Raw genomic sequence first — 18,638 nt, forward strand, 5'->3', positions numbered from 1 at the left:
GACTCCTCATTGGCCATGGTCAGGCGATCAGGCGGACTTGAAACGCGCCATCAGTTCGGCGCGCGCCGGGCTGGTCAGCGTCGCGGCGGCACCGAACTCCAGCGGGCTCAGGGCCTCGGCGGCCGGGTACATGATCGGATCGTCGAGCATCGCCACCGGCAGCAGCGCGTCGACACGCTTGTCGCCGCTCGGGTAACCGTGGCTGAGCACTTCCAGCTTGTTGTGCTGCGGGTCGAGCAGGTAGTTGATGAAGGCGTAGGCCGCGTCCTTGTGCTCCGAGCTTTTCGGGATGGCGAAAAAGTCGCTCCACAGCTCGCCACCTTCCTTGCCCAGCTCGAACTGCATTTGCGCGTTGTCGCGGTGCAGTTGCGAGGCATCGCCGGTCCACGACATCGCCAGCCAGGCATCGCCGCTGCGCATCGACGGCTGGATGTCGGAGTTGATCGCGAACAGGTGCGGCTTGACCTCGATCAGCAGCTTTTCCGCGTCGGCCAGTTCTTTCGGATCAAGGGAGTTGAAGCTGTAGCCGAAGCTTTTCAGGGCGTTGCCGATGGCGGTCAACTGGTAGTCGTGAACCATCGTGCGGCCACTGGCGGGGCCTTGGGCGGCGGCCCAGAACTCCTTCCAGCTGGTCGGGCCGTTTTTCAGTTTGCCGGTGTCGTAGAGCATGCCGGTGGTGCCCCAGTTTTTTGGCACCGCGTAGACCTTGCCGTCCACCGTGCCCTGGGCCATGAACTTCTGCTGGAACGCCGAGGCGTCGAAGTTGGGAATGCGCGACAGGTCCAGCGGTTCGATCAGCCCCAAGCCGACGTAGGTGCTGATGGTGTAGTTGGTCGGCACCAGCACGTCCCAGCCACTGCCGCCGGCCTGCAGTTTAGCGAGCATTTCTTCGTTGGAACCAAACACGCTCATCGACACCCGGGCGCCGGTGGTCTTGGCGAAAGCGTCGAGGTTTTCCTGGCTGTGGTAGTTCGGCCAGGTCGCCAGCGACAGGCGATCACCCAGCTTGGCCTGTTCGGCAGCCTCTGCGCTGGAGGTCAGCAGGCCGGGCATGTTGGTCGCGACCACGGCGGCGGCAATCCCAAGGCCGGTGCGGCCAAGGAACTCGCGGCGGCTGATCGAGCCGTTCTGCCAGCTGCGCAGGGTTTTTATAAAAGTCTTCTGGTCCATAGCACGCTCCACATCCGGTTGATGAAACGAATCGATGATTTACAACGCCATGGCCAAGCCATTGGCGTGATCCCAGCCGACGCGAACCGCTGCGCCGTGTTCGAATGCATTGGCGCCGTGATCCTGCTGGCGCGGCACCCGCACGCAGACCACGCCGAAGGCCTGGGTGCGCACGCGGTATTCGGTGGAGTTGCCCAGGTAAATGCGGTCTTCAACGCAACCCGGCAGCTTCACTTCGCGGCTCAACTCGGCATTGGCGCCGGCGATGCTGATCAGCTCCGGGCGCACCGCGATGCACCCGGCGGCGTTGGCGCTCAGGCCCTTGCCGGTAGGGGTGAGGGGGCTGGTCAGCTCCAGGCCCTGCTCGGTACGCAGCACCACGGAGTTACCATTGAGCTGGCGCACGGTGCCGTCGAACAGGTTGGACTCGCCGATAAAGTCAGCCACGTAACGGCTGGCCGGGGCTTCGTAGAGTTGTTCCGGGGTGGCGGTCTGGATGATCGAACCGTTGTGCATCACGCTGATGCTGTCGCTCATCGACAGGGCTTCTTCCTGGTCGTGGGTGACCAGCACGAAGGTGATGCCGACCTCCCGCTGCAAACGCAGCAGTTCCGATTGCATCTCCTTGCGTAGCTTGCGATCCAGCGCGGCCAGCGGCTCATCGAGCAGCAACACCGTCGGCTTGTTGACCAAGGCGCGGGCGAGGGCGACACGCTGTTGCTGGCCGCCGGAAAGCTCGCTCGGTTTGCGCTGGCCAAAGCCGCTCAGGCGCACCATCTCCAGCGCTTCATCGGCCATGCGCAGTTGCTGTTTCTTGTCCGGGCGCGGGGTGCGATAGCGCAGGCCATAGGCAATGTTCTGCGCCACGGTCAGATGCGGGAACAGCGCGTAATGCTGGAACACCATGTTCACCGGCCGCTCGAAAGCCGGCACACCAGCCACGTTTTTACCGGCCAGGCGCACCTCGCCGCTGGTGGGCTGTTCGAAGCCGGCGATCATGCGCAGGGTGGTGGTCTTGCCACAGCCCGAACCACCGAGAAAGGAATGAAACGAGCCACGCCGCACCGCAAAATCCAGACCACTGACGGCCTGCACCTCGCCATAGCGTTTGACCACATTGCAGAATTCGATATCGCTTGGCGGGGTGTTGTTCACGAGGCGGGCTCCCTTGCAGTGATGAATCAGTGCGTCGGGGGCCAAACTAGCAATGGGGGTTTTGCGGTGTATATATCCCTTGGGGGATAGGAGGGGAATGGTTCAAACGTTCGGTAGGCGGTGAGGTGTAGAGATCACACGCGAATGCTGCATTTTGGTACTGGTAGGCCAAGTCGACATTCGAGTTCATTTCAGCAAACGGGTATCCAGTCCAAAACGCTCCTGCGAAACAAGCTTGAATTGATCCGCGGCCAAATCACAGCTAACCAGCAGGTTCCAGGAGTGGCGCGTAACTGCAGACGGAATAAGCACGAATGGATGTTGCGCCAGTAGCTCATCAGCAAAATGCTGTTGATTGGGCGAGAGTTCAGATGGAATGAGCCAGTTCGGGTTCGGCACGTCTTCGGGCTGAACAACCTTGATGACATTCGAATCCAGAACTTCGAAACACGTCAGCACATAAGGCACCCTGTCGAGAGTATCGAAGCCTGCGTGGGTGGCGACCTCTAAAATCGCCGTAGCCGGGTCGGCCGAAGCATAAATAACCCGGCGGCCAGGAGGATTCCATCGGCCGCCGGATTGTTGCGCACCAATGCCGCTATCCCATGAGTCCTTGAAAACCGCACGATCCAGACGCCAGGCGTGCCACTTCCCATCCCAAGGCAAAGGATTCATTGATAAACCCCGTGCTCAATTCGGGTCAGGTAGTCCTCTACGACCTGGAAACCCAGCGAATTGTCGATCAATTCCAGAGGAATATGACCCTCCAGGTACTTGCAGGGTTTCTTCAGCCAGTCCTCAGCCAACTGCTGATCGCCAAATACATTGATGGCGTGTTCGAGTACCTGTGCGTACTGAAAAGCGACAGTGCTTTGCTGCTGGTTCAGCCGAACCGGCTGGGTCTCCTTTGCCAGGCGCTGCACCGTCCTCAGGGATTTCCCGGTAATGCGCTGAACAAGGTCGTGCTCCATGTACAGGCCGGATATGGAAATCATGTCCCTGACGTCACTCAGGTCAAAGCCTTCTTGCGTGTATCGGATGATCAACATGCGTGTATCGCCACTACGGCCATGTAGCAGCACTTCAGTAGGCTTGCGGGTGACACGCTTTGTCTCTGTCCCTACGACTTCATTTTTGACGGCGGGCATACCGTTTACCTCTATGCGACATTTGACGCGATCATAGCGCCAAATGTCGCCAATCGGGTAATTGCCTTTCTCGACCCTTGTCTCGCGCATGTAATCGTTTCACCCTGAATGCCTGAAAGAACGCCCGCATCAGGCGAGAAATTGCTATCCCTGATCAGCGCGGCCAAGTTAAACCTCAAGCTTCCGGCCGCCAACCTTAAAAATACGTCAGATATTTCCTCTGCGGTCCTGGGAATTTCAACGTGGGCAAGCCACGTAGATTCAAGGCTGAGACACGTATGTTTAATCGCTGTCAGCGTTACTTCCCGCAAGCTACACCAGCTTGCGTCGTTGCCTACAGGTACGCCAGAATCCGCCGGCTTGTGCGCCTTGGGGTTGGGTTTTATCGTTTGCCGGTCGCTGGAAAACAGTGATCGGGTTTGGTAGCCCGTCTTCGTTCTAGGCGCATTACGCCACCTTGATGCAGTCATTTTTTGGGACTGTGATTTATATGGTGGTCATGCGCGGGGCTCCCTTGCGGGCGCCGGGTTCTAGTGCGACCGGTCTACCAACCCGCGTGTGGCCGCCACCTTTCGTTTGGTAGCGAGGGTGATGGCTCCTTACTATTCGCGCTAGAGGTCCATTCCATGTTCAAGGTCACACCCAATCCGCCGGACTCCGATCCGGCATCCCCGTACGAAAACCTCGATCTCAACCCCGGCCCCCACATCATGGCGACGCCGCGCAAGCCCAGCACCATGTTCATCGTCAATCCCGACCTCAATCTCGAAACCTTGCTGGTGCATGCCTGTGAATCACTGGCGTCGGCCAATGTCATGGCCAACGATCTGGTAGATCATCTGGAAGGGACAAGCCGCAACGCGCTGTTGGGCATTGCGCAGGTGATCATGCTGGGAGAGTTGGCAGTGAACCGGGCACTGGATCAGCTGGACCCGCCATAACACCCAGTCTCCAGAACACCGATACACCTGTGGGAGCGGGCTTGCTCGCGAAGGCGGTGTGTCAGGCAACTTACATGGCGACTGATACACCGCCTTCGCGAGCAAGCCCGCTCCCACAAGGGTTTTCTGTTAACCGACAGGTATCAGGCTTGCAGCTTGAGCCCTGGAGCCTGCAACGGATCCTCTGTCAACTCCCGAATAAACAACCCCAGCAACTCCGACTGGCTGCCAATCCCCAACTTCGCATAAATATTCTTGCGATGAATCTTCACCGTCCCCGGGCTGATGTTCAGTTGTTCGGCCACCGAGGCGCTGGAGTGGCCGCGCAGCAGCAACTGGACAATCTCCTGCTCGCGCCCGGTGAGGATGTGCGCGCCGAAGTGGTCGAAGGCTTCGCGGATCTTGAAGTCCAGGTCCTGCGCCGGTCGCGGCTCCTGAGCCTGACGCAGGCGCCAGGCTTCATTGATGACTTGCTCGACCACCGCTTGCGCACACTCGACCAGTTGCATTTCGTCCCTGCTGAATGCACAGCTGGCACTGGAGCGCATCAACGACAACACCGCCGTGGCACCACCGCCGAGGTCGACGAAGAACGCCACTTCCTCGGCCAGGCCGGTTTGCTGGTAATAGGTCAGGAAGTATTCGCCAAGGTAGAAATGGTCGGGGGCGAATTGGCGCAGGCGCCACAACCCCGGCGCCTGCCCGCGGGTACAGGCCAGGTAGAACGGATCAAGCAGGTAAGGCCCGCACTGATAGTCGTCGACATACACCGCACGCTTGTCCGCCGAGAAGGTATCGAACAACGCCAATGGCCGGTGATTGCCTTCGTAGACAAACAACACGAAATGATCGACCGGGCAGATTTGCCGCAGCCAGTGGCTCAACCCCGACAGCCGCGCATGTCCGGCAGGCAGGTCGAGCAGGTGGGCGACTCCGGTGGTCCAGAGTTTCAGTTCCTTGGGGCGCATGGCGACTACAGGCAGAAGAGGATGGCCTTTGGATGCACAAAGTACGCCATGGCGGGTGGCCCCGTGTGGAACGGGGTGGCGCACGACATGGCGTTTAAAAGACGCACCGCATTGGGGCCAGGTGTTACCGAGTGCTACAGGGCTGGTAGCAGAAATGATCAGGCGGTGGAGTTGTGCTGGACGATCTGGACAAGATTGCCGCAGGTGTCGTCCAGTACCGCGAGGGTGACCGGTCCCATCACCGTCGGTGGGCGGGTGAACTGCACGCCGGCGGCGCTGAGCCGGACATATTCGGCTTGCACGTCATCGACGCCGAAAAACGTGCAGGGAATGCCGTCCTGCTTGATTGCCGCCTGGAACGCCTTCGCCGCAGGATGGGCATTGGGCTCCAGCAGCAGCTCGACGCCCTCGGGATCGCCGGGAGAGGTCAGGGTCAACCAGCGATGTTCGCCCATGGGAATATCGTGCTTGAGTTGAAAACCGAGCACATCCCGGTAGAAGGCCAGCGCCTTGGCCTGATCATCGACGAGCACGCTGGTGACTACGATTTTCATGGGTTTTTCCTCCTGATGGCTGTTCACACTCCTGACGAGCGTTGTCCAGTAGACGGCAACAGTATGGTCAGAATTCCCAGCAGCGGCAGGTACGAGCACAAGGTGTAGACGTACTCGATGCCATGGATATCCGCCAGGTGCCCCAGCAACGCCGCCCCGATCCCGCCGAAACCGAACATCAGGCCGAAGAACACCCCGGCGATCATGCCGACGTTACCCGGCACCAGTTCCTGGGCGAAGACCACGATGGCTGAGAATGCCGAGGCGAGGATGAAGCCGATGATCATGCTCAGCACGCCCGTCCAGAACAGGTCGACGTAGGGCAGGGCGAGGGTGAAGGGCGCCGCTCCGAGGATCGAGAACCAGATCACTTGCTTGCGGCCGATCCGGTCGCCGATCGGGCCACCAAAGAAGGTGCCTGCCGCGACGGCGCCGAGGAACAGGAACAGGTACAGCTGCGAACTGGCCACCGACAGGTCGAACTTCTCGATCAGGTAGAAGGTGAAGTAACTGGTGAAGCTGGCCATGTAGAAGTATTTGGAAAACACCAGCAACGCCAGCACCACCAGGGCGAAAGTCACTCGCTGTTTCGACAGGCCGTGGGTAGCCTTGCTGCCTTGCTTGAGCTTGAACAGGTTCAGGTGATTGCGGTACCAGCGGCTCAGGCCGTACTGCACGAGGATGGCAAACACCGCGAACAGGCCGAACCAGGCGACGTTGCCTTGGCCATAGGGAATGATGATCGCAGCGGCCAGCAAGGGGCCGAAGGCGCTGCCGGCGTTGCCCCCGACCTGAAAGGTCGACTGCGCCAGGCCGTAGCGACCGCCCGAAGCCAGGCGCGCCACCCGCGAGGTCTCCGGGTGAAAGGTCGACGAGCCGACGCCCACCAGCGCCGAGGCCACGAGAATCGCCGGGAAGCTGCCGACCATCGACAGCATCAGGATGCCGATCAGGGTGCAGACCATGCCCGCCGGCAACAGCCACGGCTTGGGATGACGGTCGGTGTAGAAACCGATCCAGGGTTGCAGCAGCGAAGCGGTGAGCTGGAAGGTCAGGGTGATCAGCCCGACCTGGGTGAAGCTCAGGCCATAGGTGGTCTTGAGCATCGGGTAGATCGACGGCAGCACGGCCTGGATCAGGTCGTTGATCAGGTGCGCCAGGGCGCAGGCGCCGATGACGCGCATGACCAGCGGGCTGGCCTGGCTTGCAACCGAGGCGGTGGGTGAGGGTGAGCTGAGGGTGGTGGTCGACATGGGCGTTCTTCCGGATAAACGCGAACTGCGAAGCAGTCAATTTCAGGGTTCGGCGTTATCCTAGGGGCCTTGAAATCGCCCGTCTCGCGCAGATCGGGCAGTGACCATCGCAAAAAGGGCGTCATGATCAAACCACTGGATAAATTTCTCGCGGACATCGACCAGGGCGACTGGGACGTTCGCAGCAGCGCGACCGATTACCCGGAAAACTGGTTTATCCAGCCGCACTCCCACGAGAAGCATCAACTGATCTATGCCATCGAAGGGGTGATGGTGGTGCACGCCGCAAGCAGCCAATGGACCGTACCGCCGAGCCGTGGCATCTGGATGCCGAGTGGGCAAGTGCACTCGATTCGCTGTGTCGGGCCAATCAAGATGCGCAGTGTGTTCGTGCACCCTGACGCGAGCATCGGACTGCCCGCCGAACCTCGGGCCGTGAGCGTTTCTGCACTCCTGAGTGAGCTGATCAAAGTCTCGGTTGATTTCGACTTCGGCGAAGAACCGAACGCACGGGAGGCCCGCGTACTGCGCCTGATCCTGGATGAGCTGACGATCCTGCCGACCTTGCCATTGAACCTGCCACAGCCCGCCGATCCACGGATCAACCTGATCTGTAGCGCATTGCGGCGTGATCCCGGGGATGGCTCGACCCTGGCGGACTGGAGCGAGCGGCTGAGCCTGGACGCCAAAACCATCCAGCGCCGTTTCCGCAGGGAAACCGGCATGACCTTCGGCCAATGGCGCCAGCAAGCGCGACTGCTGCTGGCGCTGGAACGAATCGCCGTGGGGGAGAAGATCATCGACATCGCCGGGGAGCTGGGCTACGACAGCCCGAGCGCGTTCACCACCATGTTCAAGAAACAGTTTGGCAAGACGCCGAGTGATTTTTTCAAGTGATGAAAAGGGTGTTCCTCTGCAGAGCGGAACAGCCGTGCCAGCGGATCAACTTCAAACAAACATCCGCAACAGGATCGTCGCCAGAATCACCGTCGAAGCCCCGCCAATTCGCGTGGAGATCTGTGCGAACGGCATCAGCGACATGCGGTTCGACGCCGAGAGGATCGCCACGTCCCCGGTGCCGCCCAGGCCGCTGTGGCAGCAGGTGACGATGGCCGATTCGATGGGGTACATCTTCATCAGGTTGCCGATGAAGAAACCGGCCACGGTCATCGACACCACCACCGAGACGCAGACCAGCACGTAGCCGACCGAGAACACTTTGACCACGCTGTCCAGTGGCACGTAGAGCATGCCCAGGCCAATCATTACCGGCCAGATGAACGCGGCGGACACCAGTTTGTAGAAGGTGTTGGCGCCTTTCTCGAGTTTTTCCGGCAGCACCCGGGCGTACTTGAACAGCACCGCCGCGAGAATCATCATCACCGGGCCGGGAATGCCCACGACTTTTTCCAGCAGGCCGCCGAGGACGAAAAACGCGCAGATCAGCAGCACGCCGGCGCCCATGACGCGGAAGTCGACAAGGGCGCCGCTGTCTTCCTTGACCTTGAATTTATCGTTCTCGTCCCTGGCGCGGATCAGCGCACCTTCGCCATTGATGCTCGGGCGCTTCAGCGCCAGGCGAGCGAGAAAGCCGGCACAGATGATCGCCACGATATTGCCGACCACCGCCGCTGGTGCCAGTTGCGCCACATAGATATCCGGGGTGCCGCCGAGGATCGCCGAGTAGGCCAGCGACAGGGGCAGGATGCCTTCACCGATCCCGCCGCCAATGATCGGCACGATGATGAAGAAGAACGTGTGGTGGAAGCTGTAGCCGACCAGTTTGCCGACGATCAATCCGCTGGCGACGGCCGCCAGGGTGCCGACCAGCAGGGGGATGAACATCCTGATCATGCCCTGGACCAGAATGAAGCGGCTCATGCCCAGAATGCTGCCGACCACCAGGCTGGCGATCACGAAGTACAAGAAGTTGGCGTCCTTCATGAGCATTTTGGTCGCGTCGATCGTCGCCGGCCCGAAGAAGCCGTAGAACACCAGGATCGACGGCAGCATCAGGCACAGGATGGCGCCGCCACCGATTTCCTTGAGGATCGGCAGGCGCGAGCCCAGTTGGCCGAAGAACACGCCCATGGTCATGATCACGGCGAGCCCGCCGATCATGTTCTTGGGCAGGAAACCCAGGTGCGCGGAGAGAAAGACAATCAGGGCGATGCCAAGGAATACCGGCAGCGGGATGACGCCGATTTCGTAGGCGCAGAGGCTGCGCAGGCGTTGCACGAAACCGCCGTCGGGGGCGTTAAGGATTTGCTCATAGGGCTTGTTCATGTTGCGCTTTCCTCATGCTTGTTTTTATCGAGGATGCAGAAACCACGGCTCACCGGGGATGGATTGCTCCTCGGTAGATCGATGGTATCCTTCGCAAATAACGCAATAAACAGCGAAAGTATGAGGCGTATGAACACGAATCGTGATCAGTTTCCCTTGCCGGAAGACCTCAAGGTTTTCCTCACCGTCGTGCGCAAAAACGGCTTCGCCAGTGCCGCCGAGGAGCTGGGGTATTCGCCGGCCTACATCAGCAAGCGCATTTCCGTGCTGGAAACCACGCTCACGACGCGCCTGCTGCACCGCACGACAAGGCGCATCGCGCTGACTGACGACGGCGAGCGGGTGCGGGTATGGGCGGAGAAATTGCTCGGTGACTTCGATGACTTCGTCAGCGAAATATCCGAGGCGCGGCAACAGCCGATGGGCTCGCTGCACATCTGCAGCAGTTTCGGCTTTGGCCGCAATCATGTGGCACCGGCGATCTGCGAGCTGTCGCAAACCTACCCCAAGCTCGAGCTGCGCCTGGACGTGTTCGATCGTGTGGTCGACATCGTCGGCGAGGGTTTCGACCTGGAAATTCGCGTGGGGGATGACCTGCCGGGCCAGCACCTGGGGCGCAAACTGGTGAGCAACCGGCGGGTGCTGTGTGCAACGCCCGAATACCTGCAGCGGCGCGGTGTACCGCAATCGCTGGCGGACTTGAAAGACCACGATTGCCTGGTGCTCAAGGAGCGCAACAACGCGTTCGGCGTGTGGAGCCTGGCGAAGGGCGGGCAGGAAGAGTCGGTGCGTGTCAGCGGGCCGTTGTCGTCCAACAACGGTGAGATCGTGTTGCAGTGGGCCCTGAGTGGCGGCGGGATTCTGTTGCGCTCGATGTGGGACGTGAAGCCGATGCTCGAGCAGGGGCGGCTGGTGCAAGTGCTGCATGAGTACACCCAGAGCGCCAACGTGTGGGCCGTGTACCCGACGCGGCTGAGCCAATCGGCCAAGCTGCGGGTGTGCGTCGAGTTTCTCGAAGAGTACTTTCGTCATCTGTCGGTTGAATAAACCACCGACGCCTTGATCCTCTGTAGGAGCGAGCTTGCTCGCGATGGTCGTCAACGATAACGCGTGCTAACTGGCTAAACGCGTCGCCCTTGAGTCCATCGCGAGCAGGCTCGCTCCTACAAATCATTGACGCAACAGCCACAGCCAGAGGTTTTTCCGTCAGCCCAACCAGGGGTTCTCCGCCAGGTGCCGGGCCTCGAAACCGCGAATCTGCTCGGCCCGTTGCAACGTCGTGCCAATCGCATCCAGCCCCAGCAGCAACGATTGCTTGCGCAGTTGATCGATATCGAACGCGATCACCTTGCCGTCCGCCAGTTCAATGGTTTGCTCCGGCAGATTGACGCTGATTCGCGCCGTAGCCGGATCGCTGATCAACGCGGCAATCTGCTTGAGTTGGTCCTCATTCAGCTGAATCGCCAACACGCCATTGCGCTGGCAGTTATCGTAGAAAATGCCGGCGAAGCTGGTGCCGATCAGTGCGCGGATGCCCACTTGCTTGAGTCCCCAGACCGCATGTTCGCGGCTCGAACCACAACCGAAATTGGGCCCCGTCAGCAGAAACGCAGCGTCGTTCCAGGCCGGTTGATTGAGGATGAATCCGGGGTTGGGCTCACCGGACGCCAGGAACCTCAGGTCAAAGAACAGCCCCTTGTCCAGGCCCTTGCGATCAATCCCTTTGAGGAACTGCTTGGGCATGATCACGTCGGTGTCGATGTTGGCGGCCAGAAGCGGGGCGGCACTGCCGCTGACGAGAGTGAAAGGTTGCATGGTTCAAGCCTCCAGCGCGAACGTGCGCACGTCGGTCAAATGCCCGGTAATCGCCGCGGCGGCGACCATGGCCGGACTCATCAAGTGGGTGCGCGCGCCAGCGCCCTGGCGTCCTTCGAAGTTGCGATTGGTGCTTGAAGCGCAGCGATCACCGGGGGCGAGCACATCGTCATTCATCGCCAGGCACATCGAACAACCGGACTGGCGCCATTCGAAACCGGCATCGAGGAAGATCTGCGCCAGCCCTTCGTCTTCGGCCTGGTTTCGCACCAGCGTCGAGCCGGGCACGATCATGGCCCGCACGTGGGCCGCCACGCGTTTGCCGCGCACGACGCGGGCGACATCGCGCAGGTCTTCGATGCGCGCATTGGTGCAGGAGCCGATGAAGGCATGGCTGATCACCACGTCGCTCAGCGGCATGCCCGGTTCCAGGCCCATGTAGTTCAGGGCGCGTTGCATGCCCTGGCGCAGGATCAGGTCCGGCTGCGCGGCCGGGTCCGGCACCTGTCCGCCCACCGGTGCGGCCTGATCGGGGCTGGTGCCCCAGGTGACCATGGGTTCCAGGGTCCCGACATCCAGGCTGACTTCGCGATCGAACACCGCAGCGGCGTCGCTGTGCAGGCCTCGCCATTTCGCGACGGCCTGTTCCCACAGTTGGCCCTGAGGGGCCCGGGGCTTGAGTTGCAGATAGGCAAAGACCTTGTCATCGGGGGCCATGAACGCGCCCCGGGCGCCGGCTTCGACGGCCATGTTGCAGATGGTCATGCGCGCTTCGACGCTGAGGGCGTCGATAGCCTGGCCGGCGAACTCGATGGCGTAACCGGTGGCGCCGGAAGCGCCGATTTTTTCGATCAGGGCCATGATGATGTCCTTGGACGTCACACCGGCCCCGAGCACGCCATTGACCGTTACGCGCATGCTCTTCAGGCGTTTGTAGACCAGGGTTTGCGAGGCCAGCAGGTGTTCGATTTCCGAGGTGCCGATTCCGAAACCGAAGGCTCCCAGGGCGCCGTAGGTGGTGGTGTGGCTGTCGCCGGCGGCCACGACCATGCCCGGCAGGATAAAGCCTTGCTCGGGGGCCACGACGTGCTCGATGCCCTGGCGCTTGTCCAGCACGTCGAACAGCTCGATGCCGAAGTCGCGACAGTTTTCTTCGAAGTAGGACACCTGGAGGGCGCCCCCGGCATCCGGCATGGCGGCAATGCGCGTCGGTGCCGTCGGGTTGACGTGGTCGACGACCGCCAGCGTCGCCCCCGGACGCCACGCCTTGCGGCCCGCTTCACGCATGCCGCTGAAGGCTTGCGGGCTGGTGTATTCGTTGGCGACCTGGCGGTCGATGTACAGCAGCACATGGCCCTGATCGTCGAGGGTGCAAACCGTGTGACTGTCGATGTGTTTCTGGTAGAGCGTTCTAGGGCTGTGCATGGAGTGGGCTCTTGTTGTCATGCGAGATCACGGAAACATGCCCACAGCATATTCATCGCGAATCCTGCATCAAGGTCCATTGGGTGAAGGCATTGAACACGATCTGTGAATTGCACAGCGCTGCTCAACGTAAAGAAACTACCTAGAACACTGCGGCAAATGCCGTCACCGATAGGGTTAGTCTCAATATCCCGCCGGCAGGGGCTGTCATAGGCTGTGGGCTTTGAAAGCCGTTCGCCGGAGTCGCCATGCGTTTTTTTGAACTGATCACTTTTACCGTGCGCGTGCGCACGGTGGCCGATGCGCTGGTACGCATCGAGACTGAGTTGGCGAAGCCGCAAGTCGGCGGCACATTGATGGGCTGCTGGGCCTCGGAGATCGGCCAGTTGAACCAGATCGCCGTGCTGCGCGGCTATGCGGACGAAAGCCTGCGCCAAGCCGAGCGCGAGCGTTTTCTGCTGGGGGGCAGTGCGTTTGGCATCAACGAATTCATCACCGACCTGCGCATCGAAAACTACACACTGTTTCCCTTCCTCGAACCCTTGAGCGCCGGCCAGCATGGTCCGTTCTATGAGTTACGCGTCTACGACCTGATCAGCAGCGGCTTGCAGCCGACCCTCGACGGCTGGAGCAAAGCCATCGAGGTGCGGACCGCCGAGCAGTATTCTTCGGTATACGCGGCGTTCTACGCCACTGACGGTGCGCTGCCGCGCTATCTGCACATCTGGCCGTGGGCCAGCCTTGAACAGCGCTTGCAGGTGCGCACCCAGGCGGTCGCCGACGGCGTCTGGCCGCCGGAAAACTCCGGCCCGCAACTGCGCGACATGCGCTCGACGATCTATTTGCCGGCGAAGTTTTCGCCGTTGCGGTGATTGGGGTGTCGCTCGGCTGCGGTTTTGTGCTTCGGGCTTTTTTGGGGCCGCTGCGCGGCCCAACGGGGGCAAGCCCCCTCGCCACAGTTGGTCTGCGTCTGTTGTCCATGCGTTGTTTCTTGCCCTGAGGGCTAGCCCGCAGGGCGCGTGTTTAACGGGCGTCAGGGTTACTTCATGAAAGCTACAAGATCTTGCGTCGTTGCCTACGGTTACGCCAGAATCCGCCGGCTTGTGCGCCTTGGAGCCCATCGGTAACTTGATTCGCGCCACTGCCCATCAGTGGTCGGGTTTAGTCGCCCGTGGTAACTCAGTTGTGCGTGCATCTGTCATGCAGGTCTTTCATTGCCTGTACTTGATGGTGGCTGTACGCAGGGCGCCCTCGGGCGCGCCGGATTGCTGAGTTTCCCGGTCGACTAACCTGCGTACAGCTGCCTCCCCTTTCGTTTAGTCGCAAGAGGGGTGGCACCCAATAGGAAACTCAGCATATGTTCAAGGTAACCCCCAATCCGACGGATGCCGATCCGACATCTCACTTCCCCTCGGCTGCCGACATCAAAGCCACGCCGCGTACGCCCGGCCACCTGTTTACCGTTGACCCCGAAGCCACGACTGAAACCCTGATGGTGTATCTGGTGGAGACGCTGGCGTCCGTCGATGTGATGGTGCATCAACTGGTGGATCATCTGGACGGTGGGGCGCGCAATGCCCTGCTGGGGATCTCCAACAGTGTGATGCTGGCGGAGATCACGGCGAACCGGGAGTTGGATCGGATTGACCCGCCTGAGTAGGTCCATGCTGACGCGGTGGTCCTTTTGGGGCCGCTGCGCGGCCCAGCGGGAGCAAGCTCCCTCGCCACGTGCCTGTGCCTGTTCAGTGCAACGCCTGTTCGTCCAGGTACTCGTCCAGGTACTCGTTCAGGCATTCGATGAACGCCTGATGCTGCGTGTGCACCGCGACCGTGGTGGTCAGCGCCAGCAAGACCTTCTGATCGAGGTGCGGTAGCGTCCCGACCAGAAGGTTTTCGGTGGGTTCGTTCAGAAACGATCCAGCCTGTACGGCGCAGTCGCCGGCAGGCTGTGGGATTGGGCGCCGATCAAGGGCGAGGCCATCTGCGCAATCATCTCCGCCGTGACCGCTGCCTGGGTCAACCCCAGATGTTGATGACCGAAAGCGAGCAGGACCTTGCCGTCGCACACCCGGTCGATGATCGGCAGGGAGTCGGGCAAGGAGGGGCGGAAACCCATCCACGGTGTGGCGGCTTCAGCACTCAGATCGTGCTTGAACAGGCCTTTGCTCAGGCGGTGCAATTGCCAGGCGCGCTCCATGGTTGGCGGGCTGTCGAGACCTGCGAATTCAACGGTGCCGGCCAGGCGCAGGCCGTCGGTCATCGGCGTCATGATGAACTTGCGCTCCAGCGAGGTGACGGCGAACGGCAAGCGTCCGTGCTCGTGAGGCAGCATCAGGTGATAGCCGCGCTCGGTGTCCAGCGGTACTTTCTTGCCGGTCAGCGCGGCGGTGAGCTTCGCTGAATGGGCGCCACAGGCAATCAATACCTGGCGGCTGCTGAAACGGCCTTGATCGGTGATCAACGACACGCCGAGTTCACTCAGTTGCCCGCCCTCGACTCGCTGCTTGAGGAACTGCACGCCGCTGGTTTTGGCTGCGTGGACCAGTTCGCCGACCACCTGGAAGGGATCGAGAAAATGCCCGGTGCGCGGGAAAAACAAGCCGCCGCGAATCTGTTCGCTGAGCTGCGGCGCCGCATCGCGCACGGCCCTGGCCTGCCAGAAATCCACCGGCACTTGCTGTTGGCGCATGCGCGATTGTAGCGCTTCGATCGCCTGCTGCGAATCGGCGCGCTCGAACACCAGCAGCGAGCCGTCTTCTTTCATCAGTTCGGGACGCTCGATGGTCTGCAGCAAGCGGTGCCAGGCACCCAGGCTGCTTTCATTGAGCGCGCGGATGCCGGCCACGGTGCGCTGGAACGGCGCCGGGCGCAGGTTGAGCAACAGGCGCACGAACCAGGGCAGGGCCCGGGGCATGTATTTCCAGTCCAGGCGCAGCGGGCCCATCGGGTCCATGAGCATGGCGGGCAGGCGCTTGAGGATCGACAGGTCGGCGATGGGGAACACCTGTTCGGTGGCGAGGTGCCCGGCATTGCCGAACGAGGCGCCCCGGCCGGGCTCCTGCTGGTCGATGACCACCACCCGTCGGCCCTGATGCGCCAGGCGCAGGGCGCAGGCGACGCCGATGATGCCGGCGCCTATTACGGCAACGTCTGCCTCGACGTGCGAGGGGTTCAAGGGAGAATGGTTGGTCATGGCCTAGGCTTCTCTCTGGCCGTCGAGCAGGCGACGCAACTGCAACGGATTGCCATGCTTGAGCGCGGCCGGCAACAAGGCGTCCGGGAAGTCCTGGTAGCAGACCGGACGCAGGAAACGCAGGATGGCGGCGGTGCCCACCGAGGTGCTGCGCGCATCGGACGTCGCCGGGAACGGGCCGCCATGAACCATGGCGTCGCATACTTCGACACCGGTCGGCCAGCCATTGACCAACAGGCGCCCGGCCTTGCGCTCCAGGGTCGGCAGCAGGGCCCTGGCGCTTTCCAGATCACCATCGTCCAGCTGCAACGTAGCCGTCAATTGGCCTTCCAGGTGCTCAAGCACTTGGCCGATTTCGTCATCGCTGGCGCATTGCACGATCAACGACGCGGCGCCGAATACTTCCGCCTGCAACGCCGGGTTGGCGAGAAAATCCGAGGCGTGGGTGACGAACAGGTGGGCCTGGCACTGGTTCGGGGTTTCGCCACGCAGGCCGGTTGCCACGGTTTGCGCATGTTCGGCCAGTGATCCGACGCCGGACTCATAAGCATTGAAGATTCCCGGCGTCAGCATGGTTTGCGCCGCGCTGCGTTGTACAAGCTCTGCTGCCGTACTGATGAACCGTTGCAGGTCCGGGCCTTGACGAGCAATCACCAGGCCTGGGTTGGTGCAGAACTGGCCGGCACCCTGGGTGAGGGAGGCGACGAAGCCTTGCGCCAGCGATTCGGCGCGTGATTGCAGGGCTGCCGGGAACAGCAACACCGGGTTGATCGAACTCATTTCCGCGTACACCGGGATCGGCTCGGGACGCGCCTGGGCCGCGTTGCACAAGGCGATGCCGCCGCTGCGCGAGCCGGTGAAACCCACGGCCTTGATGCGCGGGTCGGTGACCAGGGCGATGCCCACTTCGCGGCCGGAGCCGTACAACAGCGAAAACACGCCTTCGTGCAACCCGCACAGTTTGACCGCACGGGCCACGGCTCGGCCCACCAGTTCACTGGTGCCCGGATGCGCGCCATGGGCCTTGACGATCACCGGGCAACCGGCGGCCAGTGCCGAGGCGGTGTCCCCGCCGGCAACGGAGAAGGCCAGGGGAAAGTTGCTGGCGCCGAACACCGCTACCGGGCCGAGCGGCACCTGACGCTGACGCAGATCCGCGCGGGGCAGGGGCTGGCGTTCCGGCAGTGCGGAGTCGACCCGCACATCCAGCCATTCGCCGGCACGCACGGTGCGGGCAAAGGTGCGCAGTTGCTGGCAGGTGCGGCCGCGTTCACCCAGGATGCGCGGGCGTGGCAGGCCGGTCTCGGCCACGGCGCGGTCGATCAACTCATCCCCCAAGGCTTCGATTTCGCTGGCGATGGTTTCGAGGAATTCGGCGCGTGGGTCCAGGGACGTCGCGCGATAGCTGTCCAGTGCACTCCACGCCAGGGCGCAGGCCTGCTCGACGTGTTCGCCGCTGCCACCGTGGTAGGCCGGTTCAAGGGTCAGATCCGTGGCGGGATCGATGCCGCGGATCACTTCGCGGTTGCCGGTGATGGCCTGCTGGCCGATCAGCATGTTGCCTGTCAGAGTCATGGTGTTTCCTTAAAAAATTGGGCGGATCCGTCAGCGAAACAACGGAGCTCCAAGGGGTAATGCCAATCGAGACCCTCGCCACAGGTTGATCAGTGTTGGTCGATCCCTTTATTGATCGGCATTAGGCTCCATTGGTCGAAAACAAAGGCGGCGCGCATTGGCACGCCGCTGTACAGGCCGGATGTCAGGCGAAGTTCTGCTCGGCCGACCACTGCTCGTACCACTGGCGGAACAGCGTGTACTGGTTCTCGGCGTAACGACGCTGGGCATCGCTGAGCACGTCGGTCTCGTTGAAGTGCAGGCTGTATTCCTTGTCGCCATTGAGCACCATCAGGTGCTTGTAGTAGAGCACCAGGTCGCAGCCTTCATCGAAGGACGACAGCACCGCCAGTGCCGATTCCAGTTCCCGTGCCTGGCGACGCGCCTTGGCATCGCCCTTGGCCGCTTGTTTGCTCAGGGCCACCAGGCGCAACACTTCGCGCGGCAGGGCGTTGCCGATGCCGGTGATGGAGCCGGTGGCGTTGCAGTTGACGAAACCATGCACCACCTGGGTGTCGACACCGACCATCAGGGTCACGTCATCGTCCCTGGAGGTGATGTGTTCGGCGGCGTAGCGCATGTCGGCGGCACCGCCGAACTCCTTGAAGCCAATCAGGTTCGGGTACTCGCGGCGCAGTTCGAAGAACAGGTCGGCGCGGGTGGCGAAGCCGTAGTAAGGGCTGTTGTAGATCACCGCCGGCAAGCCCGGAGCGGCTTCGAGAATGGCGGCGAAGTGGGCTTTTTGCGCGGTGGCTGAAGCGCCGCGAGACAGCACCCGAGGGATGACCATCAAGCCATGGGCGCCGACTTTGGCCGCGTGTGCCGCATGGGACACCGCTTCGCGGCTGTTGACCGCACCGGTGCCGACGATGGTCGGAACGCCGGCGGCCACCAGGCGCGCCACGCCTTCCTGGCGCTCGGCTTCGGTCAGCAGCGGCCAGTCACCCATGGAACCGCAATACACCACTGCGCTCATGCCGATGTCGATCAGCTCGCGACCCTTGGCCACCAGCGCGTCGAAGTCGGGCTTGCGCTCGGCGGTGCACGGGGTCATCAGGGCAGGGATGCAGCCAGTGAAAATGTTGTCGCTCATTTTGTTGATACTCCTTGAAGCGT

General features: G+C 61.7%; 18 protein-coding genes. 5 read left to right on the top strand and 13 right to left on the bottom strand.

The window, feature by feature from the left end; all coding sequences use genetic code 11:
- Positions 1-27: 27 nt before the first annotated feature.
- The 4 genes from QMK54_RS13635 to QMK54_RS13650 form a co-directional block, all read right to left on the bottom strand.
- Positions 28-1,170, bottom strand: coding sequence for an ABC transporter substrate-binding protein (locus QMK54_RS13635; protein ID WP_110659221.1), 1,143 nt, complete (start codon positions 1,168-1,170; stop codon positions 28-30).
- 39 nt (positions 1,171-1,209) lie between these two features.
- On the bottom strand, positions 1,210-2,325 hold the full coding sequence (locus QMK54_RS13640; RefSeq protein ID WP_110659220.1) for an ABC transporter ATP-binding protein: 1,116 nt from the start codon (positions 2,323-2,325) through the stop codon (positions 1,210-1,212).
- 186 nt (positions 2,326-2,511) lie between these two features.
- A complete protein-coding gene (locus QMK54_RS13645; RefSeq protein ID WP_103393765.1) occupies positions 2,512-3,000 on the bottom strand; it encodes an RES family NAD+ phosphorylase in 489 nt (162 codons plus the stop codon).
- Positions 2,997-3,473, bottom strand: a complete 477-nt coding sequence (locus QMK54_RS13650) for an antitoxin Xre/MbcA/ParS toxin-binding domain-containing protein (protein WP_103393764.1) — start codon at positions 3,471-3,473, stop codon at positions 2,997-2,999. The genes QMK54_RS13645 and QMK54_RS13650 overlap by 4 nt, the downstream gene beginning before the upstream one ends.
- A 626-nt stretch (positions 3,474-4,099) precedes the next feature.
- Between QMK54_RS13650 and QMK54_RS13655 the strand changes: the two genes are divergently transcribed.
- Positions 4,100-4,414, top strand: a complete 315-nt coding sequence (locus QMK54_RS13655) for a DUF6124 family protein (protein WP_320402731.1) — start codon at positions 4,100-4,102, stop codon at positions 4,412-4,414.
- A 143-nt stretch (positions 4,415-4,557) separates the two neighbouring features.
- Here the strand turns inward: QMK54_RS13655 and QMK54_RS13660 are convergent, their stop codons facing one another.
- From QMK54_RS13660 to QMK54_RS13670, 3 genes are all read right to left on the bottom strand, one after another.
- Positions 4,558-5,382 carry a response regulator transcription factor gene (locus QMK54_RS13660; RefSeq protein WP_110659218.1) on the bottom strand — a complete coding sequence of 275 codons (825 nt, stop codon included), beginning with the start codon at positions 5,380-5,382 and terminating at the stop codon, positions 4,558-4,560.
- A gap of 158 nt (positions 5,383-5,540) precedes the next feature.
- Positions 5,541-5,936: a VOC family protein gene (locus tag QMK54_RS13665; protein ID WP_110659217.1), complete on the bottom strand. Its 396-nt coding sequence runs from the start codon at positions 5,934-5,936 to the stop codon at positions 5,541-5,543.
- Between the two features lie 23 nt (positions 5,937-5,959).
- A complete protein-coding gene (locus QMK54_RS13670; RefSeq protein ID WP_110659216.1) occupies positions 5,960-7,189 on the bottom strand; it encodes an MFS transporter in 1,230 nt (409 codons plus the stop codon).
- A 123-nt stretch (positions 7,190-7,312) separates the two neighbouring features.
- Between QMK54_RS13670 and QMK54_RS13675 the strand changes: the two genes are divergently transcribed.
- On the top strand, positions 7,313-8,086 hold the full coding sequence (locus tag QMK54_RS13675; protein ID WP_320402732.1) for a helix-turn-helix transcriptional regulator: 774 nt from the start codon (positions 7,313-7,315) through the stop codon (positions 8,084-8,086).
- Between the two features lie 51 nt (positions 8,087-8,137).
- On the opposite strand, the gene QMK54_RS13680 is transcribed toward QMK54_RS13675, so the two are convergent.
- Positions 8,138-9,475, bottom strand: coding sequence for a 2-hydroxycarboxylate transporter family protein (locus QMK54_RS13680; RefSeq protein WP_110659214.1), 1,338 nt, complete (start codon positions 9,473-9,475; stop codon positions 8,138-8,140).
- 129 nt (positions 9,476-9,604) lie between these two features.
- Between QMK54_RS13680 and QMK54_RS13685 the strand changes: the two genes are divergently transcribed.
- Positions 9,605-10,522 (top strand): LysR substrate-binding domain-containing protein, encoded by a 918-nt coding sequence (locus QMK54_RS13685; RefSeq protein ID WP_110659213.1) that lies wholly within the window; start codon positions 9,605-9,607, stop codon positions 10,520-10,522.
- A 159-nt stretch (positions 10,523-10,681) separates the two neighbouring features.
- Here QMK54_RS13685 and leuD read toward each other — a convergent pair whose 3' ends face one another.
- On the bottom strand, positions 10,682-11,290 hold the full coding sequence (gene leuD, locus QMK54_RS13690; protein WP_320402733.1) for a 3-isopropylmalate dehydratase small subunit: 609 nt from the start codon (positions 11,288-11,290) through the stop codon (positions 10,682-10,684).
- Between the two features lie 3 nt (positions 11,291-11,293).
- A complete protein-coding gene (gene leuC, locus QMK54_RS13695; RefSeq protein ID WP_320402734.1) occupies positions 11,294-12,715 on the bottom strand; it encodes a 3-isopropylmalate dehydratase large subunit in 1,422 nt (473 codons plus the stop codon).
- A 248-nt stretch (positions 12,716-12,963) separates the two neighbouring features.
- Here leuC and QMK54_RS13700 point away from each other — a divergent pair, with 248 nt between their 5' ends.
- Positions 12,964-13,587 carry an NIPSNAP family protein gene (locus QMK54_RS13700; protein ID WP_223595605.1) on the top strand — a complete coding sequence of 208 codons (624 nt, stop codon included), beginning with the start codon at positions 12,964-12,966 and terminating at the stop codon, positions 13,585-13,587.
- 485 nt (positions 13,588-14,072) lie between these two features.
- Positions 14,073-14,375 carry a DUF6124 family protein gene (locus tag QMK54_RS13705; RefSeq protein WP_320402735.1) on the top strand — a complete coding sequence of 101 codons (303 nt, stop codon included), beginning with the start codon at positions 14,073-14,075 and terminating at the stop codon, positions 14,373-14,375.
- 246 nt (positions 14,376-14,621) lie between these two features.
- Here QMK54_RS13705 and QMK54_RS13710 read toward each other — a convergent pair whose 3' ends face one another.
- The 3 genes from QMK54_RS13710 to QMK54_RS13720 all read right to left on the bottom strand — a co-directional run bounded on the left by QMK54_RS13710 (position 14,622) and on the right by QMK54_RS13720 (position 18,615).
- Positions 14,622-15,908 (bottom strand): FAD-dependent oxidoreductase, encoded by a 1,287-nt coding sequence (locus tag QMK54_RS13710; RefSeq protein WP_320402736.1) that lies wholly within the window; start codon positions 15,906-15,908, stop codon positions 14,622-14,624.
- A 3-nt stretch (positions 15,909-15,911) separates the two neighbouring features.
- On the bottom strand, positions 15,912-17,483 hold the full coding sequence (locus QMK54_RS13715; protein ID WP_320402737.1) for an aldehyde dehydrogenase (NADP(+)): 1,572 nt from the start codon (positions 17,481-17,483) through the stop codon (positions 15,912-15,914).
- 184 nt (positions 17,484-17,667) lie between these two features.
- The gene (locus QMK54_RS13720; RefSeq protein WP_110660059.1) at positions 17,668-18,615 is read right to left on the bottom strand and encodes a dihydrodipicolinate synthase family protein; all 948 of its coding nucleotides are present in this window, start codon (positions 18,613-18,615) and stop codon (positions 17,668-17,670) included.
- Between the last annotated feature and the right edge of the window lie 23 nt (positions 18,616-18,638).

Source organism: Pseudomonas sp. P5_109 (assembly GCF_034009455.1).
Lineage (GTDB): Bacteria > Pseudomonadota > Gammaproteobacteria > Pseudomonadales > Pseudomonadaceae > Aquipseudomonas.

What these genes read in the sequence shown, in the direction of transcription:
- QMK54_RS13635 (WP_110659221.1), bottom strand. Translation starts at nt 1,170, where the DNA reads ATGGACCAGAAGACTTTTATAAAAACCCTGCGCAGCTGGCAGAACGGC.
- QMK54_RS13645 (WP_103393765.1), bottom strand. Translation starts at nt 3,000, where the DNA reads ATGAATCCTTTGCCTTGGGATGGGAAGTGGCACGCCTGGCGTCTGGAT.
- QMK54_RS13650 (WP_103393764.1), bottom strand. Translation starts at nt 3,473, where the DNA reads ATGCCCGCCGTCAAAAATGAAGTCGTAGGGACAGAGACAAAGCGTGTC.
- QMK54_RS13655 (WP_320402731.1), top strand. Translation starts at nt 4,100, where the DNA reads ATGTTCAAGGTCACACCCAATCCGCCGGACTCCGATCCGGCATCCCCG.
- QMK54_RS13660 (WP_110659218.1), bottom strand. Translation starts at nt 5,382, where the DNA reads ATGCGCCCCAAGGAACTGAAACTCTGGACCACCGGAGTCGCCCACCTG.
- QMK54_RS13665 (WP_110659217.1), bottom strand. Translation starts at nt 5,936, where the DNA reads ATGAAAATCGTAGTCACCAGCGTGCTCGTCGATGATCAGGCCAAGGCG.
- QMK54_RS13670 (WP_110659216.1), bottom strand. Translation starts at nt 7,189, where the DNA reads ATGTCGACCACCACCCTCAGCTCACCCTCACCCACCGCCTCGGTTGCA.
- QMK54_RS13675 (WP_320402732.1), top strand. Translation starts at nt 7,313, where the DNA reads ATGATCAAACCACTGGATAAATTTCTCGCGGACATCGACCAGGGCGAC.
- QMK54_RS13680 (WP_110659214.1), bottom strand. Translation starts at nt 9,475, where the DNA reads ATGAACAAGCCCTATGAGCAAATCCTTAACGCCCCCGACGGCGGTTTC.
- QMK54_RS13685 (WP_110659213.1), top strand. Translation starts at nt 9,605, where the DNA reads ATGAACACGAATCGTGATCAGTTTCCCTTGCCGGAAGACCTCAAGGTT.
- leuD (WP_320402733.1), bottom strand. Translation starts at nt 11,290, where the DNA reads ATGCAACCTTTCACTCTCGTCAGCGGCAGTGCCGCCCCGCTTCTGGCC.
- leuC (WP_320402734.1), bottom strand. Translation starts at nt 12,715, where the DNA reads ATGCACAGCCCTAGAACGCTCTACCAGAAACACATCGACAGTCACACG.
- QMK54_RS13700 (WP_223595605.1), top strand. Translation starts at nt 12,964, where the DNA reads ATGCGTTTTTTTGAACTGATCACTTTTACCGTGCGCGTGCGCACGGTG.
- QMK54_RS13705 (WP_320402735.1), top strand. Translation starts at nt 14,073, where the DNA reads ATGTTCAAGGTAACCCCCAATCCGACGGATGCCGATCCGACATCTCAC.
- QMK54_RS13710 (WP_320402736.1), bottom strand. Translation starts at nt 15,908, where the DNA reads ATGACCAACCATTCTCCCTTGAACCCCTCGCACGTCGAGGCAGACGTT.
- QMK54_RS13715 (WP_320402737.1), bottom strand. Translation starts at nt 17,483, where the DNA reads ATGACTCTGACAGGCAACATGCTGATCGGCCAGCAGGCCATCACCGGC.
- QMK54_RS13720 (WP_110660059.1), bottom strand. Translation starts at nt 18,615, where the DNA reads ATGAGCGACAACATTTTCACTGGCTGCATCCCTGCCCTGATGACCCCG.